Genomic DNA, 15,577 nt, shown 5'->3' on the forward strand with positions numbered 1-15,577 from the left:
TCGCCGTCACCCTAAACAAACCGGATCCCGAACGATGGGCACCACCATTCGCGACGTAGCGCGGGCGGCAGAGGTCTCGATCGGCACCGTCTCCCGCGCGCTGAAAAACCAGCCGGGCCTGTCCGAAGCCACGCGAGCGCGCATCGTCGAGATCGCGCAGCGGCTCGGCTACGACCCGGCCCAGTTGCGGCCGCGCATCCGCCGGCTCACCTTCCTGCTGCACCGCCAGCACAACCGCTTTCCCGCCAGCCCGTTCTTCTCGCACGTGCTGCACGGCGTCGAGGACGCGTGCCGCGAGCGCGGCATCGTGCCGACGCTGCTCACGGTCGGCCCGAACGACGACGTGCTGCGCCAGATGCGCCCGCACGCGCCCGACGCGATCGCGGTGGCCGGCTTCATCGAGCCCGAGACGATCGAGGCGCTCGCCGCGACTGGCCGGCCGCTCGTGCTGATCGACCTGTGGGCGCCCGGCCTGCGCTCGGTGAACATCGACAACGCGACGGGCGCGGCGCTCGCGATGCGCCACCTGCTCGCGATCGGCCGCTCGCGGATCGCGTTCATCGGCGGCTCGGCCGCGCACTACAGCATCGCGCAGCGCGCGATCGGCTACCGGCGCGCGTTCTTCGAGGCCGGGCGGCTGTTCGATCCCGCGTACGAAGTGACGATCGACGCCGGGCTCGACCCCGACACCGGCGCCGCGCGGGCGATGCAGCAGCTGCTCGACGCGCCGGGCCCGCGCCCGGACGCCGTGTTCGCGTACAACGACGCCGCCGCGCTGGCCGCGCAGCGCGTGTGCCTCGCGCGCGGCGTGCGGATTCCGGAAGACATCGCGATCGTCGGCTTCGACGACATCCCGGCCGCCGCGCACGCGAACCCGCCGCTCACGACGCTCGCCGTCGACAAGGAAGCGCTCGGCCGCCGCGGCGTCGAACTGCTGCTCGCGGAAGCCCCCGAGCGCACCGAGATCTCCCTGCCCGTCGAGCTGATCGTACGGGCCAGCAGCCAGCCCGCCGGCTCACCGGCGCTCGATACCGCCACGGTCACCGAATCATGAACATGCCCCCGGCCCAATCCCGCACGGCCACGCCGGCCAACCACGCGCAAGCGGCACCGTTCGTCGCGAGCTTCCGCGATCCGTCGTTCCTGCTGTCGCACGTCGAGGACACGCTGCGGTTCTACGCGACAAACGCGTTCGACCCGACGGGCGGCTTCCACCACTATTTCCGCGACGACGGCAGCGTCTACAACCGCACGTCGCGGCATCTGGTCAGCAGCTGCCGGTTCGTCTTCAACTACGCGATGGCGTACCGGCATTTCGGCGATCCGCGCCATCTCGACTACGCGCGCCACGGGCTGCGCTTCCTGCGCGACGCGCACTGGGACGAAGCGCTGCAAGGCTACGACTGGGAGCTCGACTGGCGCGACGGCACGAAGCACGCGACGCTCGACGGCACGCGCCATTGCTACGGGCTCGCGTTCGTGCTGCTGGCCGCCGCGCACGCGACGATGGCCGGCATCGACGAAGCGCGCGCGCTGATCGCGTCGACCTACGAGCTCGCCGAACACCGCTTCTGGGATGCGGCCGCCGGCCTCTACGCGGACGACGCGACGCCGAACTGGATCGTGTCGTCGTACCGCGGCCAGAACGCGAACATGCACATGACGGAAGCGTTGCTCGCGGCATACGAGGCGACCGGCCACCTCACCTACCTCGATCGCGCGGAAAAGCTCGCGACCCACATCACGCAGCGCCAGGCCGCGCTGTCGGGCGGCCTCGTGTGGGAGCACTACCACGCGGACTGGTCGGTCGACTGGGACTACAACAAGGAAGACAGCTCGAACATCTTCCGTCCGTGGGGCTTCCAGCCCGGGCACCAGACCGAATGGGCGAAGCTGCTGCTGATCCTGGAGCGGCACCGTCCGCTCGACTGGCTCGTGCCGCGCGCGGCCGAGCTGTTCGACGCGGCGCTCACGCACGCGTGGGACGCCGATCACGGCGGCCTCTGCTACGGCTTCGGCCCCGACTTCACGATCTGCGACCACAACAAGTATTTCTGGGTGCAGGCGGAGACCTTCGCGGCGGCCGCGATGCTCGGCGCGCGCACCGGCAGCGAGCGTTTCTGGGATTGGTACGACGAGATCTGGCGCTACAGCTGGGCGCATTTCGTCGATCACCGCTACGGCGCGTGGTACCGGATCCTCACCTGCGACAACCGCAAGTACAGCGACGAGAAAAGCCCGGCCGGCAAGACCGACTATCACACGATGGGCGCGTGCTACGACGTGCTCGCGACCCTCGCGCGCGCGGCGCGCAGCGAGCCGACGCAATGAGCGGCGGCACCTTTCCGGCCTTCGTGTCGGCGGGCGACATCCTGACCGACATGGTGCGCGCAGGCGACGCGCAGTGGACCTCGGTGCCGGGCGGCGCCGGCTGGAACGTCGCGCGCGCGGTCGCGCGGCTCGGCCTGCCGAGCGCGCTCGCGGGCGCGATCGGCGAGGACTGCTTCTCCGACGTGCTGTGGCGCACCAGCGAGGCCGCCGGGCTCGACCTGCGCTTCCTGCAGCGGGTCCCGCGTGCGCCGCTGCTGGCGATCGTCCATGAGACGCGGCCGCCCGCGTACTTCTTCATCGGCGAAGCGAGCGCGGACCTCGCGTTCGACCCGGCGCGGCTGCCGGCCGGCTGGGCCGGCCACGTGAAATGGGCGCACTTCGGCTGCATCAGCCTGGTGCGCGAGCCGCTCGCGGGCACGCTCGTCGCGCTCGCGGCCGACCTGCACGCGCGCGGCGTGAAGATCAGCTTCGATCCGAACTACCGGAACCTGATGACGGCCGCGTACCGGCCGACGCTGGAGAAGATGGCCGCGCTCGCCGACCTGATCAAGGTCTCCGACGAGGACCTGCGCCATCTGTTCGGCGGCGACGGCCCCGACGCGGTCGCGGCGGTGCGCGCGCTGAATCCGCGCGCGGCCGTGCTCGTCACGCGCGGCGCGCAGGCGGCGACGCTGTACGCGGACGGCGACGTGCTCGAGGCCAGCCCGCCGCGCGTCGAGGTGGTCGACACCGTCGGCGCCGGCGACGCGTCGATCGGCGGCATGCTGTTCAGCCTGATGGCCGCCCCGCAGCGGTCGTGGCGCGAGCATCTCGCGTTCGCGCTCGCGGCGGGCGCCGCCGCATGCCGGCACACGGGCGCGCACGCGCCGACGCTCGACGAGGTCGTCGCGCTGCTCGAAGGGTGACGGGATGATGACGGCGCGCTGATCGGTCGCCGATATGCGGCGCTGTACATGCTGCGCCGCAGTGCTACGATGAAGTGTCCTATTGCGGGAGAGGCACGATGGACACGAACACGTTCACGAAGGGCATCTACACGGCCAAGGCGCATACGCAGCACGCCGCCAACGGACAGTTCCAGGGCTACGTGATCCTCGCCCGGGACGACGGCGACGAGACGGAGAACGTGCGCTACGACGTCCACACGACGAGTCCGAGCGAGGAAGAGGCGTTCGACGAGGCGAAGGCGCTCGCGCACCGGATCCTCGGCGAAATAGAGCTGTGATGCGCGAGCTTAAATGCACGAGCCGTCATGCACGAACTGCCCCGCGCCGAACCCGTCACGTGCGCGCCGCGGCCGGACCGCGACGCGCCGTCTTCGGCGCGACTCAGAGCAGCCGCGCCACCACCGACACCAGCATCGTCAGCACCAGCGTCGACATGAACGGGAACGGATAACGCCGCCCGCCGAGCGTCAGCGTGACGTCGCCCGGCATCCGCCCGATGCCGAACTTGCCGAGCCACGGCCAGCAGCGCGTCAGGATCATCACCGCGACGAACGACGCCATCAGCCAGCGCAGCATCCCGTGCTCCGGTCAGAGCGCGTGCGAGCGGTCGCCGCGCGCGAACGCGTCGAGCGTGCCGTCGATGCCGCGCGAGAACGCGATCACCTTGAACAGCTCGCCCATCTCGGCTTCCGAGATCAGCTTCTGCACCGCGTTCGCGGCCGGCAGGAACTGGTGGATGTCGGACGGATCGATCGCGGCGAGCGCGTCGGTGATGCCCGCGTTCAACAGGAAACGCGCCTGCGACGTGTAGCCGAGCAGGTCCGCGCCGGTCGCGACGCCCGCGTCGTAGATGCCGGTGAATTCGACGTGCGCGGTGATGTCCTGCAGGCCCGGGTACAGGAAGGCGTCGTCGTGCGCGTGGTGGCGGTAGTGGCACATCAGCGTGCCGCGGTCGCGCTGCGGGTGGTAGTACTCGTGCGCGGGGAAGCCGTAGTCGACCAGCAGCACCGCGCCGCGCCCGAGCATCGTGCACACGGTGCGCGTGAACGCCAGCGCGGCTTCATGTGTTTCGGTCACGTAGCCGTCGTCGACGTCGAGCGTCGCGAGCACCGGCGGCAGGCCGGCCGCGCCCACGGGCCGGTCGTCGAACACGAACGCGTGCCGCGCGTCGAGCGCGACGCCGCGCTCGCGCCACGCGCCGCCCGCCTTCGCGAAGAGGCGCACCGGCATCGCGTCGAGCACCTCGTTGCCGACCACGACACCGTCGAAGCGCTCGGGCAGCGCGTCGAGCCAGCGTACTTTCCCGGCGAGCGCCGGCGCAGCCGCCGCGATCGTGTCCCGCTGCCGTTCGCGCAGTTCGCCGGACAGGTCGACGATCAGGTATTCGTCGAGCTCGACGCCGAGCGCATCGAGCGCCGCGAGCAGCCCGGCCGCGAGCTTGCCGGTGCCCGCGCCGAATTCCATCACGCGGCGCGTGCCGCTCGCCGCGAGCGCGTCGGCGACGGGATTCGCGAGCGTCTGCGCGAACAGCGGCGACAGCTCGGGGGCCGTCACGAAGTCGCTGCCGTCGTCGGCGCGGCGCCCGAACTTGCGCGCGCCGCCGCTGTAATAGCCGAGGCCGGGCGCGTACAGCGCGCGCTCCATGAAGCGGTCGAACGGCAGCCAGCCGCCGGCCGCCGCGATCTCGTCGCGCAGTTGCGCGGCGAGGGTTTCGGACTGCGCGAGCGCGTCAGGGCCGGGAGCAGGTAAACTAGCGGGTTCGTGAGCTTTCGGGTTCATCCCGGCATTGTAAATGACCGTTTCAGCCGATACGTCGCCCCCGCGCATCGCGCTCGTCGCGGGCGCGCTGGGCAGCGCGGCCGACGCCGCGTCGCTCGGCCGCGCGCTCGCGACCGGATTCGCGCAGCGCGGCTGGGACGTCGCGCTGCAGCGCAGCCCCGGCGCGCCGCGCGCGGCTGGCGACGCGCTGGTCGCCGAAGTCGCCGCACTGGGCCGCCGCGCGGCCGTGCTCGACGCCAATCTGGCCCTGGAAGCCGATGCGGCCGCGCTCGTTGCCGCGTGCGGCGCGGCGCTCGGCCGGCCCGCCTGTGCGGTGTTCGTGAGCGCTTGCGCCGGCACCGACGACGCGCATACCGTGGACGGCGCGTCGCTCGCCGGCGCGCTCGCGCGCAACGTGACGGCGCCGCTCGCGCTGGCCCGCGCGCTCGCCGACGCGACGCCCGATGCCGCGCGCGACGACGAATCGCTGCGCGCCTGCGCGATTCACGTGCTGGATCAGGCCCTGTTTCACCCGGCGCCGGCGCAGCTGTCGCACGCGCTGATGCAGGCCGCGCTGAACCGCGCGACCTCGGCGCTCGCGCTGGCGCTGGCGCCGAAGGTGCGCGTCGCGGCGCTCGTGCGCGGCCACGCGCCGCACGCGAATGACATCGCGGCGGCGGCCTGCTATCTCGCGAGCGCGCCCGGCGTCACGGGCGCGACGCTGACCGTCGACGGCGGCGAGCACCTGGTGCCGCCCGCCGCCGGCCCGAATGACTGAACTGCGCGGAGCGCGCGGCCCGACCGCCGCCGCCCGCGCCGCTTTGCGTGCGTGCACGCCAATTTGACTGGGACGACCATGTTTTCCGCTCTCCTGCACCCCCGCCTCGCGGACTGCCGCAGGCTCTACCTGCGCGACTACGAGGTGCACATCAACATCGGGGCCTTCGAACACGAGAAGCGCGGCGAGCAGCGCGTCGTCATCAACATCGACCTGTTCGTGCCGCTCGCGCTGTCCACCCCCGTCGACGACCGGCTGCATGAAGTCGTCGACTACGACCTGATGAAGCAGAGCGTCGCGCAGTGCCTGGCGCGCGGCCACATCCACCTGCAGGAAACGCTGTGCGACGCGATCGCCGCGAACCTGCTGGCGCACGACACCGTGCGCGCGGTACGCGTCTGTACCGAGAAACCGGACGCCTATCCGGACTGCGACGCCGTCGGCGTCGAAGTCTTTCGCATCAAGGACGAGGAGCGCGCATGAACGCCCCCCACATGAACGACACGGCGGCCGATGGCGCCGCCATCGAAGCCACCGTCGCCGACACCGGCCGCCGCGCGCTGACGCGCCGCGAGCAGAAGGAAGCGTACGAGAACAACAAGCTGTTCAAGCGGATCGTGCGCCAGGTCGGCCAGGCGATCGGCGACTACAACATGATCGAGCAGGGCGACAAGGTGATGGTGTGCCTGTCGGGCGGCAAGGACAGCTACGCGATGCTCGACGTGCTGCTGCGCCTGCGCGAGCGCGCGCCGATCGACTTCGACATCGTCGCGGTCAACCTCGACCAGAAGCAGCCGGGCTTCCCCGAGCACGTGCTGCCCGAGTACCTGACGCAGGTCGGCGTGCCGTTCCACATCGAGAACCAGGACACCTACAGCATCGTCAAGCGGCTCGTGCCCGAAGGCAAGACGACCTGCTCGCTGTGCTCGCGGCTGCGCCGCGGGATCCTGTACCGCGTGGCGGGCGAGCTCGGCGCGACCAAGATCGCGCTCGGCCACCACCGTGACGACATCCTGCAAACCTTGCTGCTCAACATGTTCTACGGCGGCAAGCTGAAGGGGATGCCGCCGAAGCTGCAATCGGACGACGGCCGGAACGTCGTGATCCGCCCGCTCGCGTACGTGAAGGAAACCGATCTCGAGAAATACGCGGAGCTGCGCGAATTCCCGATCATCCCGTGCAACCTGTGCGGCAGCCAGCCGAACCTGAAGCGCGCGGAAATGAAGGCGCTGATCCGCGAATGGGACAAGCGCTTCCCGGGCCGCGTCGACAACATGTTCAGCGCGCTCGCGAACGTTGTGCCGTCGCACCTGATGGATACGACCCAGTTCCCGTTCGCGTCGCTGCGCGCGACCGGAGAAGCCGATCCGCAGGGCGACATCGCGTTCGACGAGGAGCCGTGCGCGTCCGGAGAAGACACCGCCGTGCCGGGTGCCGCGAAACCGATCTCGATCGTCCAGTTCGACGACCTGTGAGCAGGGCGGGAACATGCGCCGGCGCGGGGGCGCAAGCCCCCTTTCCGGCACTGTCGCCCCGTCACGACAGGCCCGGAACGCCAGGGGCCGCATGCTAAAATGGACGGCTTCGAACTCCTCTGACAAGCTGGCGCCATGAATATCGTGATTTTGGCGGCAGGCACCGGCAAGCGCATGCGTTCCGCGCTGCCGAAAGTGCTCCACCCCCTGGCCGGCAGGCCGCTCCTCTCCCACGTCATCGCCACCGCGCGCACGCTGCAGCCGTCGCGGCTCGTCGTCGTCGTCGGTCATGGCGCCGAGCAGGTCCAGGCCGCCGTCGCCGCGCCCGACGTCCAGTTCGCGGTACAGGCCGAGCAGCTCGGCACCGGCCACGCGGTGCGCCAGGCGCTGCCGCTGCTCGATCCCGCGCAACCGACGCTGGTGCTGTACGGCGACGTGCCGCTCACCCGCGCGTCGACGCTGCGGCGTCTGGTCGACGCCGCGCGCGAGGGCCGCTACGGGATTCTGACGGTCACGCTCGACGATCCGACCGGCTACGGCCGCATCGTGCGCGACGCGTCCGGCTTCGTCACGCGCATCGTCGAGCAGAAGGATGCGTCGCCCGAGCAACTGAAGATCGCCGAGATCAACACCGGCATCATCGTCACGCCGACGGCCCAGCTGTCGATGTGGCTCGGCGCGCTGAAGAACGAGAACGCGCAGGGCGAGTACTACCTGACCGACGTCGTCGAACTCGCGATCGAGGCCGGCTTCGAGATCGTCACGGCGCAGCCCGACGAGGACTGGGAAACGCTCGGCGTGAACAGCAAGGCGCAGCTCGCGGAACTCGAGCGCATCCATCAGCGCAACGTCGCCGATGCGCTGCTCGTCGACGGCGTCACGCTCGCCGATCCGGCGCGCCTCGACGTGCGCGGCACGCTCCGGTGCGGCCGCGACGTGTCGATCGACGTGAACTGCGTGTTCGAAGGCAACGTGACGCTCGCCGACAACGTGACGATCGGCGCGAACTGCGTGATCCGCAACGCGTCGATCGGCGCGGGCACGCGCATCGACGCGTTCACGCACATCGACGGCGCCGAACTCGGCGCGAACACCGTGATCGGCCCGTACGCGCGGCTGCGCCCGGGCGCGCAGCTCGCGGACGAAGCGCACGTCGGCAACTTCGTCGAGGTGAAGAACGCGGTGATCGGCCACGGTTCGAAGGCGAACCACCTGACCTACATCGGCGACGCCGACATCGGTGCGCGCGTGAACATCGGCGCCGGCACGATCACCTGCAACTACGACGGCGCGAACAAGTTCCGCACCGTGATCGAGGACGACGTGTTCGTCGGCTCGGACACGCAGCTCGTCGCGCCGGTGCGCGTCGGCCGCGGCGTGACGATCGCGGCCGGCACGACGATCTGGAAGGACGTCGCCGAGGGCGTCCTCGCATTGAACGAGAAGACGCAGACCGCGAAAAGCGGCTACGTCCGACCGGTCAAGAAGAAAAATTAACATCATGCGGGCGCCGCGCGGCGTCCGTATCCACATTGAGAGGGTAGATTTTCATGTGCGGCATAGTCGGCGCAGTTGCGCAGCGTAATATCGTTCCGGTGCTGATCGAAGGATTGCGGCGCCTCGAATACCGTGGCTACGACTCGTGCGGCGTCGCCGTGCTCGAGCCGGATGCGCCGAAGCGCGCGCGCAGCGTCGCACGCGTCGCCGATCTCGACGCGCAGGTGCAGGAATCGCACCTCGCCGGCACGACCGGCGTCGCGCACACGCGCTGGGCGACGCACGGCGCGCCCGTCACGCACAACGCACACCCGATCTTCTCGTCGAACGCGCTCGCGCTGGTGCACAACGGCATCATCGAGAACTTCGAGACGCTGCGCGACGCGCTGCGCGCGAAGGGCTACGAATTCGTGTCGCAGACCGACACCGAAGTGATCGCGCACCTCGTGCACAGCCTGTATCGCGGCAATCTGTTCGAGGCCGTGCGCGAAGCCGTGCAGCAGCTGCACGGCGCGTATGCGATCGCGGTGACCCACAAGGACCAGCCGCACATCGTCGTCGGCGCGCGCCAGGGTTCGCCGCTCGTCGTCGGCCACGGCGACGGCGAGAACTTCCTCGCCTCCGACGCACTGGCGCTGGCCGGCAGTACCGACCATTTCACGTTCCTCGAGGAAGGCGACGTGTGCGAGCTGTCGCTCGACGGCGTGAAGATCGTCGACCGCCACGGCGCGCTCGCGCAGCGCGAGATCCGCTTGGTCAGCGCGTACGGCGGCGCGGTCGAGCTGGGCCCGTATCGCCACTTCATGCAGAAGGAAATCTTCGAGCAGCCGCGCGCGATCAGCGACACGGTGCCGCAAACCGAAGCGTTCGACGCGACGCTGTTCGGCGACGCGGCGCCCGCCGCGTTCGCGGACATCGACAGCCTGCTGATCCTCGCGTGCGGCACGAGCTATTACTCGGGCCTCACCGCGAAGTACTGGCTCGAATCGATCGCGAAGATTCCGACCCAGGTCGAGATCGCGAGCGAATACCGCTACCGCGAGTCGGTGCCGAACCCGCGCCAGCTCGTGCTGGTGATCTCGCAGTCGGGCGAGACGGCCGACACGCTCGCCGCGCTCAAGCACGCGCAGTCGCTCGGCCACACGCACACGCTCGCGGTGTGCAACGTCGCGACGAGCGCGATGGTGCGCCTCACCGAGATGCAGTTCCTCACGCACGCGGGCACCGAGATCGGCGTCGCGTCGACCAAGGCGTTCACGACCCAGCTCGTCGCGCTGTTCGTGCTGGCCGCGACGCTCGGCAAGCTGCGCGGGCACGTCGACGCCGCGCAGGAAGCGCAATTCCTGAAGGAGCTGCGCCACCTGCCGGCCGCGCTGAACAGCGTGCTCGCGCTCGAGCCGCAGATCATCGCGTGGTCGGAGGAATTCGCGCGCAAGGAAAACGCGCTGTTCCTCGGCCGCGGGCTGCACTACCCGATCGCGCTCGAAGGCGCGCTGAAGCTGAAGGAAATCTCGTACATCCACGCGGAGGCCTATCCGGCCGGCGAACTGAAGCACGGCCCGCTCGCGCTCGTCACGGAAGCGATGCCGGTCGTCACGGTCGCGCCGAACGACACGCTGCTCGAGAAGCTGAAGTCGAACATGCAGGAAGTGCGCGCGCGCGGCGGCGAGCTGTACGTGTTCGCGGATGCCGACACGCAGATCGTCAACGACGACGGCCTGCACGTGATCCGGATGCCGGAACACTACGGCCAGCTGTCGCCGATCCTGCACGTCGTGCCGCTGCAGCTCCTCGCGTATCACACCGCGTGCGCGCGCGGCACCGACGTCGACAAGCCGCGCAACCTCGCGAAGTCGGTGACGGTGGAGTAACGCCGGCCCGTCCGGGCTGCGTAGCGGCGGGAAGCAGGCCATTCGGCCAGGTCGAAATATGTACCACGTAGTGGTATATAATCCTGTGCTAACTCGACTGGCTCGACATGTCTGCTTCCGTACGACGCGTATTCAAGACGAAGTGGTTTCACAAGGCAGCAGGAAAAGCGGGAATCGCCGATGGCGAACTGTGCCGCGCGGTGCGCGAGCTGGCGCGGGGCCAGGGCGTCGATCTCGGCGGCAACGTCTGGAAAAAGCGCCTGGACGGAAATCGGCAGCGCGGCATCGTGCTGGGCAAGCTCGGGCATACGTGGGTGTTCGTGTTCCTGTTCGCGAAGCGCGACCGTGACGACATCGATGCTCGCGAACTGCGCGCCTTCAAAAAGCTCGCTGCGGACGTCGGTCGGCGCACCGACGTCGACATCGCGACACTGGTCGCACTGAACGAGTGGGTGGAGATTTGCAATGGCTAAGAGCCGATTCAAGAGCGACGCGACGGAGGCGGTCCACAGCGCCGCGTCGGGCCTCTATCGCGCACGGCTGATCGACAAGAAGACGATGCGCGAATACGACGCACTATGCATCGAAGCGGCGCCGAAGTTCGATCCGGAAGAAATTGCCCGCATCCGCAAGTCGGTCAACGTCAGCCAGAGCGTGTTCGCGCTCTACCTGAACACGACGACGTCGACGATCCGCCAATGGGAACAGGGCGACAAGCGGCCGAGCGGCATCGCCGCGCGCATGCTGCAGATCGTCGAGAAGCACGGGCTCGAGGTATTTTCCTGAACCGCGTTCCCCGAACGCCGATGAGCGGCCGCCGCCGGCACCGCAACACGACGCAAGCCGCAAGCAAGATGACGGAGAGACCATGGTAAGACTGTTTGGATGCGGATTGCTGGCGCTGAGCTTCGCGTCGACGGGCTGGGCGACCGAGCATTACGTCGAAGTCTGGAACCCGCCCGAGGCGCGCGTGCCGGCGGCACGTACGCCGACCCCGCGCGCGGCCGCCGACGCGCATGCCGGCAACAAGACCGCGGAAAAGCACGCGAGCGTGCAGCCGAAGGTCGCCGTCAAGCCGCACAAGCGCCGCGTCGCACAAGCCATGAAAGCCGCGCCGCATCGACCGACCGCCGCGACGGTCGATGCGCCCGCCGCGCCGCGCCCGGTCGCGCAGCCCGCACCGGGCCGGCTCACCGTGATGCAGCCGACCGTGCCCGACACGCCGCACGCACTCGGCTACTCCGATATCCCGCGGCAATACACGCCGGACGGCAACGTGCTGCGCGTCGGCGCGAGCCGCCGTTCCGCGGAGGTGACGCGATAATGGAAGCGCAGACCTATCACGGCTACCAGATCTGGGGCCATTCGATCCTGCAGCAGGACGAAATCCTGCAGCCCGAGCGCTTCGCGGCGAGCGGCACGATCACACAGAACAACCGGCTCGTCGAAGCGTCGGGCGTGCTCGGCGTGTTCGATACCGAGGACGAAGCACGCGAAGCGGGGCTCGAATGGGCCCGCGCGTGGATCGACAGCCATCGCTGAACGGAGCGCGAACCGTCAACGCAAGTAACAAGGGGCGTCCACGACGCCCCTTTTTGCATTCGGCCCAGCCCGCTCAGGCGACGGGCCGCGGCGGCGGCACGACCGTCCGGGGCCGGCCGACGAGCCGCGCGAGCACGACGATCGCAACCAGCGTGACCACGTACGCGGCGATCTGGATCCCCGCCGGACGCGCGGTATAGCCGATCAACGTATGCAGCGCCTTGCCGACGATGCTCGTTTCCTTGAGCAGCCACGAGGTATCCCAGACCGCGTCGCCCCACGACGGCACGAGGCCCGCGGCAAGCAGGAAGCCGACGCACTGGCTCGCCATCCCTGCCGCGAGCAGCACGATCAGCGCATTGGTGACGGAAAACAGGCGCTTGAGCGGAATCTGCAGCAGGCCCGCATACATCGCATAACCGAGCCCGGCGCCGCCCAGCACGCCGAGCAGCCCGCCGACGATCATCTGCGGCGTCTGTCCCGGATCGCCCGCCGCGATGCCGTACAGGAACAGCACGGCCTCGGAGCCTTCGCGCAATACCGCGACGCCGACCACGATCCCGAGCCCCGTGAGCGGCCGGCTGCCGGCCGCGACGGCCCGCCCGACCTCGCCCATGTGCAGCGCCATCTCGCGGCCGTGGCGGCTCATCCAGATGCAATGCCACGCGAGCATCAGCGTCGCGACGAACATCACGCCCGCGTTGAAGACTTCCTGCCCCATGCCGGATGCCCACTGCGAGATCACGTCGGCGAACGCGGCGATCAGGCCGGCGCCGATCACGCCGCCGACGAGCCCGCCGCCGACCCACCAGCCGCGCCGCGGCACGCCATTCGTGGCGGCCATCACGATCGAGACCACCAGCGCGGCCTCGAGCACTTCACGAAAGACGATCAGGGCAGTAGACAGCATGGCGATATCCGCTTACTTGACGGTCAGGTGCGTCTTCGACTGCGCTTCGTGATACTCGTCGTGGAACTCGTAGGTGCCGGCCTTCAGCGGCCCGACGAGGATCTCGACCGACTTGCCGGCCGGCACGACCTTCTCTGCCTTGAAATCGTCGCTTTCGAATTCCGCGGGCGTCGCGTCGAGATTCTTCACGACGAACTTCACCTTCTTGCCGGCCGGAATCGTCACGCCGTCGGGCGAGAACTTGTGGTCCTTCAGGGCCAGGTTGACGACGTCGTCGGCAGCGAAGGCGGACGTTGCCGATGCGCCCAGCAGGGCCAGTGCGAAACCGAAAGCGAAGCGATTCATATGGGTAACGAAATGAAATATCGAGGGGGAACCGATAGTAAGATCGATTCGCATTTCCCTCTCGAAGTACCCTTACTGACGGCATGGGCATCGGGCGTCGTCGACGCGACACGCACCTTGTCGCGCAAGGCTCCGCCAGATTTCGCCGACAATGCGCGACCGTCAATCGGGAAAAATTCCGACTGACGTACATCGGCGCATTACGATTCGTCTGACTTCATATTTACAAACAGCTTCCACGATGCCGAACGCGACGAATCGCTTGACCTTCCCACCATGGCAAGCTTCATGCTGGCGACGTTTGTGAATCGCCACCCAACCCAGGAGAACACGATGGAATTCGAAGTCCAGGACATGACCTGCGGCGGCTGCGCCAACGCCATCACGCGTGCCGTGACGGCAGTCGACCCCGCTGCGAAGCTCGACATCGACGTGGCCGCGAAGACGGTCAAGGTCGAATCGGCGCAAGGCGCCGAACGCGTGCAGTCGATCATCGAAGCCGCGGGCTTTCACCCGGCGCTGCGCACGGCTTGACGCGCGCATGCGCAGCACGGGCGCGGCGCCCGTCGGCACCGCGCCCGCACACCGGCCGCGTCAGCGCAGCCGGATCAGCGTCGACTTCAGTTCGGTGTACTTCTCGAGCGCATGCAGCGACTTGTCGCGGCCGTTGCCCGACTGCTTGTAGCCGCCGAACGGGAAGTTCATGTCGCCGCCTTCGTCGTAGCAGTTCACCCACACCGTGCCCGCCCGCAGCCGGCGCGACACGTCGTGCGCGGTCGTCAGGTCCGACGTCCACACCGCCGCCGCCAGCCCGTACTCGGTATCGTTCGCGATCCGCACCGCCTCGTCGACATCGTCGAACACGATCACCGACAGCACGGGACCGAAGATCTCCTCGCGCGCGATCTTCGCATCGGGCTTCACCTCGAACACCGTCGGCTCGACGTAGAAGCCGCCCGTCTCCGCCTTCACGCGCGCACCGCCCGTGACGAGCGTGCCTTCCTTGCGCCCGGCGTCGATGTAGCCGAGCACGCGCTCGAGCTGGATGCCGTCGACGATCGCGCCCATCGATACCGACGGATCGAGCGGGTTGCCCGGCACGTACGCACGCGCGGCGGCGACCAGCTTCTCGATGAACGCGTCCTTGATGTCGCGATGCACGAGCAGGCGCGAGCCGGCCGTGCACATCTCGCCCATGTTGTAGAAGATCGCGCCGGCCGCGGCCTGCGCGGCGCGGTCGAGATCCGGGCAATCGGGCAGCACGATGTTCGGCGACTTGCCGCCGAGTTCGAGCCATGCGCGCTTCAGGTTCGACTGCGCGGCGTACTGCATGATCAGCTTGCCGACTGCCGTGGAGCCGGTGAACGCGATGCAGTCGACGTCGCGATGCAGCGCGAGCAGCTTGCCCGGTTCGCCCGCGCCCGGCACGACGTTGAACACGCCGGCCGGGATGCCGGCCTCGTACGCGAGCTGCGCGACGCGGATCGCGGTCAGCGGCGATTTCTCCGACGGTTTCAGCACGACGCTGTTGCCGGCCGCGAGCGCCGGGCCGAACTTCCATGCGGCCATCAGGATCGGGAAGTTCCACGGCACGACGGCCGCGACCACGCCGACCGGCTCGCGCGTGACGAGACCGACGAGATGATGGTCGGCCGGCGCGACTTCGCCGCCGACCTTGTCGATCGCCTCGGCGAACCACTCGACGCAATACGCGGCGCCCGGCACGTCGACCGTCGTCGTGTCGCCGATCGGCTTGCCGGCGTCGAGCGTCTCGAGCAGCGAAAGCTCGTCGAGATGCTCGCGCATCAGTGCGGCCCAGCGCAGCAGCACGGCCTTGCGCGCGCGCGGGTTCAGTCCGGCCCACACGCCGGCGTCGAACGCGCGGCGGGCGGCCGCGACGGCGGCGTTCACGTCGGCCTCGCCGCAATCGGCCACCTTCGCGAGCACGCGGCCGTCGATCGGGCTCACGCAGTCGAACGTCTTGCCGCCGTGCGCGTCGCGCGACGCGCCATCGATGAATGCGCGTCCCTCGATCTCGAGCGACGCCGCCTTGTCCTGCCAGTCAGCCAAAGTCAACTTGTTCATTCAGGATGCCTCAACGGTTGTGGCATTCGCGCTGCGGC

The 15,577-nt window shown here is 68.9% G+C and carries 19 protein-coding genes; 14 read left to right on the forward strand and 5 right to left on the reverse strand.

The features are described from left to right. The first annotated feature begins 34 nt into the window (after positions 1-34). The 4 genes from U4Z64_RS05195 (at position 35) to U4Z64_RS05210 (ending at position 3,556) form a co-directional block, all read left to right on the forward strand. Positions 35-1,054, forward strand: a complete 1,020-nt coding sequence (locus U4Z64_RS05195) for a LacI family DNA-binding transcriptional regulator (protein WP_044846144.1) — start codon at positions 35-37, stop codon at positions 1,052-1,054. Continuing rightward, positions 1,051-2,331: an AGE family epimerase/isomerase gene (locus tag U4Z64_RS05200; protein ID WP_321819408.1), complete on the forward strand. Its 1,281-nt coding sequence runs from the start codon at positions 1,051-1,053 to the stop codon at positions 2,329-2,331. Before U4Z64_RS05195 ends, U4Z64_RS05200 begins: the two co-directional genes overlap by 4 nt. After that, positions 2,328-3,236, forward strand: coding sequence for a carbohydrate kinase (locus tag U4Z64_RS05205; RefSeq protein ID WP_321800559.1), 909 nt, complete (start codon positions 2,328-2,330; stop codon positions 3,234-3,236). Before U4Z64_RS05200 ends, U4Z64_RS05205 begins: the two co-directional genes overlap by 4 nt. 98 nt (positions 3,237-3,334) lie before the next feature. Continuing rightward, positions 3,335-3,556, forward strand: coding sequence for a hypothetical protein (locus U4Z64_RS05210; protein WP_044849082.1), 222 nt, complete (start codon positions 3,335-3,337; stop codon positions 3,554-3,556). Positions 3,557-3,659: 103 nt separating this feature from the next. On the opposite strand, the gene U4Z64_RS05215 is transcribed toward U4Z64_RS05210, so the two are convergent. Further along, on the reverse strand, positions 3,660-3,854 hold the full coding sequence (locus U4Z64_RS05215; RefSeq protein ID WP_044849083.1) for a DUF2905 domain-containing protein: 195 nt from the start codon (positions 3,852-3,854) through the stop codon (positions 3,660-3,662). 12 nt (positions 3,855-3,866) lie between these two features. Continuing rightward, entirely contained in the window at positions 3,867-5,057 is a 1,191-nt protein-coding gene (locus U4Z64_RS05220; RefSeq protein ID WP_124520617.1) for a class I SAM-dependent methyltransferase, read from the reverse strand. A 13-nt stretch (positions 5,058-5,070) separates the two neighbouring features. On the opposite strand from U4Z64_RS05220, the gene U4Z64_RS05225 reads away from it, so the two are divergent. The 9 genes from U4Z64_RS05225 to U4Z64_RS05265 all read left to right on the forward strand — a co-directional run bounded on the left by U4Z64_RS05225 (position 5,071) and on the right by U4Z64_RS05265 (position 12,199). Then, positions 5,071-5,814, forward strand: a complete 744-nt coding sequence (locus tag U4Z64_RS05225) for an SDR family oxidoreductase (protein ID WP_321819409.1) — start codon at positions 5,071-5,073, stop codon at positions 5,812-5,814. A gap of 78 nt (positions 5,815-5,892) precedes the next feature. Then, positions 5,893-6,297, forward strand: a complete 405-nt coding sequence (locus tag U4Z64_RS05230; RefSeq protein WP_044849086.1) for a dihydroneopterin aldolase — start codon at positions 5,893-5,895, stop codon at positions 6,295-6,297. Next, positions 6,294-7,289: a tRNA 2-thiocytidine(32) synthetase TtcA gene (gene ttcA / locus U4Z64_RS05235; protein ID WP_124486623.1), complete on the forward strand. Its 996-nt coding sequence runs from the start codon at positions 6,294-6,296 to the stop codon at positions 7,287-7,289. The genes U4Z64_RS05230 and ttcA overlap by 4 nt, the downstream gene beginning before the upstream one ends. A 135-nt stretch (positions 7,290-7,424) precedes the next feature. Next, complete coding sequence (gene glmU, locus U4Z64_RS05240) at positions 7,425-8,786, forward strand: bifunctional UDP-N-acetylglucosamine diphosphorylase/glucosamine-1-phosphate N-acetyltransferase GlmU (RefSeq protein ID WP_321819410.1); 1,362 nt, start codon at positions 7,425-7,427, stop codon at positions 8,784-8,786. Positions 8,787-8,839: 53 nt separating this feature from the next. After that, positions 8,840-10,657, forward strand: a complete 1,818-nt coding sequence (gene glmS, locus U4Z64_RS05245) for a glutamine--fructose-6-phosphate transaminase (isomerizing) (protein WP_321819411.1) — start codon at positions 8,840-8,842, stop codon at positions 10,655-10,657. Between the two features lie 107 nt (positions 10,658-10,764). Then, a complete protein-coding gene (locus U4Z64_RS05250; RefSeq protein WP_257773477.1) occupies positions 10,765-11,130 on the forward strand; it encodes a type II toxin-antitoxin system RelE/ParE family toxin in 366 nt (121 codons plus the stop codon). After that, positions 11,123-11,443, forward strand: a complete 321-nt coding sequence (locus tag U4Z64_RS05255) for a DNA-binding transcriptional regulator (RefSeq protein WP_321800544.1) — start codon at positions 11,123-11,125, stop codon at positions 11,441-11,443. The genes U4Z64_RS05250 and U4Z64_RS05255 overlap by 8 nt, the downstream gene beginning before the upstream one ends. Positions 11,444-11,525: 82 nt before the next feature. Continuing rightward, entirely contained in the window at positions 11,526-11,981 is a 456-nt protein-coding gene (locus U4Z64_RS05260) for a hypothetical protein (protein WP_321819412.1), read from the forward strand. Next, on the forward strand, positions 11,981-12,199 hold the full coding sequence (locus U4Z64_RS05265) for a hypothetical protein (protein ID WP_040142345.1): 219 nt from the start codon (positions 11,981-11,983) through the stop codon (positions 12,197-12,199). Before U4Z64_RS05260 ends, U4Z64_RS05265 begins: the two co-directional genes overlap by 1 nt. 73 nt (positions 12,200-12,272) lie before the next feature. Here the strand turns inward: U4Z64_RS05265 and U4Z64_RS05270 are convergent, their stop codons facing one another. Then, a complete protein-coding gene (locus U4Z64_RS05270; RefSeq protein WP_321812802.1) occupies positions 12,273-13,109 on the reverse strand; it encodes an FTR1 family iron permease in 837 nt (278 codons plus the stop codon). A 12-nt stretch (positions 13,110-13,121) separates the two neighbouring features. Beyond that, positions 13,122-13,454 carry a cupredoxin domain-containing protein gene (locus U4Z64_RS05275; RefSeq protein ID WP_321819413.1) on the reverse strand — a complete coding sequence of 111 codons (333 nt, stop codon included), beginning with the start codon at positions 13,452-13,454 and terminating at the stop codon, positions 13,122-13,124. Positions 13,455-13,787: 333 nt separating this feature from the next. On the opposite strand from U4Z64_RS05275, the gene U4Z64_RS05280 reads away from it, so the two are divergent. After that, positions 13,788-13,988, forward strand: coding sequence for a heavy-metal-associated domain-containing protein (locus U4Z64_RS05280; protein WP_321800770.1), 201 nt, complete (start codon positions 13,788-13,790; stop codon positions 13,986-13,988). Between the two features lie 60 nt (positions 13,989-14,048). On the opposite strand, the gene U4Z64_RS05285 is transcribed toward U4Z64_RS05280, so the two are convergent. Continuing rightward, complete coding sequence (locus U4Z64_RS05285) at positions 14,049-15,539, reverse strand: aldehyde dehydrogenase (protein WP_044849095.1); 1,491 nt, start codon at positions 15,537-15,539, stop codon at positions 14,049-14,051. Positions 15,540-15,577: the final 38 nt, after the last annotated feature.

The organism is Burkholderia sp. BCC1996 (genome assembly GCF_905339955.1).
In the GTDB taxonomy this organism is placed as follows: Bacteria; Pseudomonadota; Gammaproteobacteria; order Burkholderiales; family Burkholderiaceae; genus Burkholderia.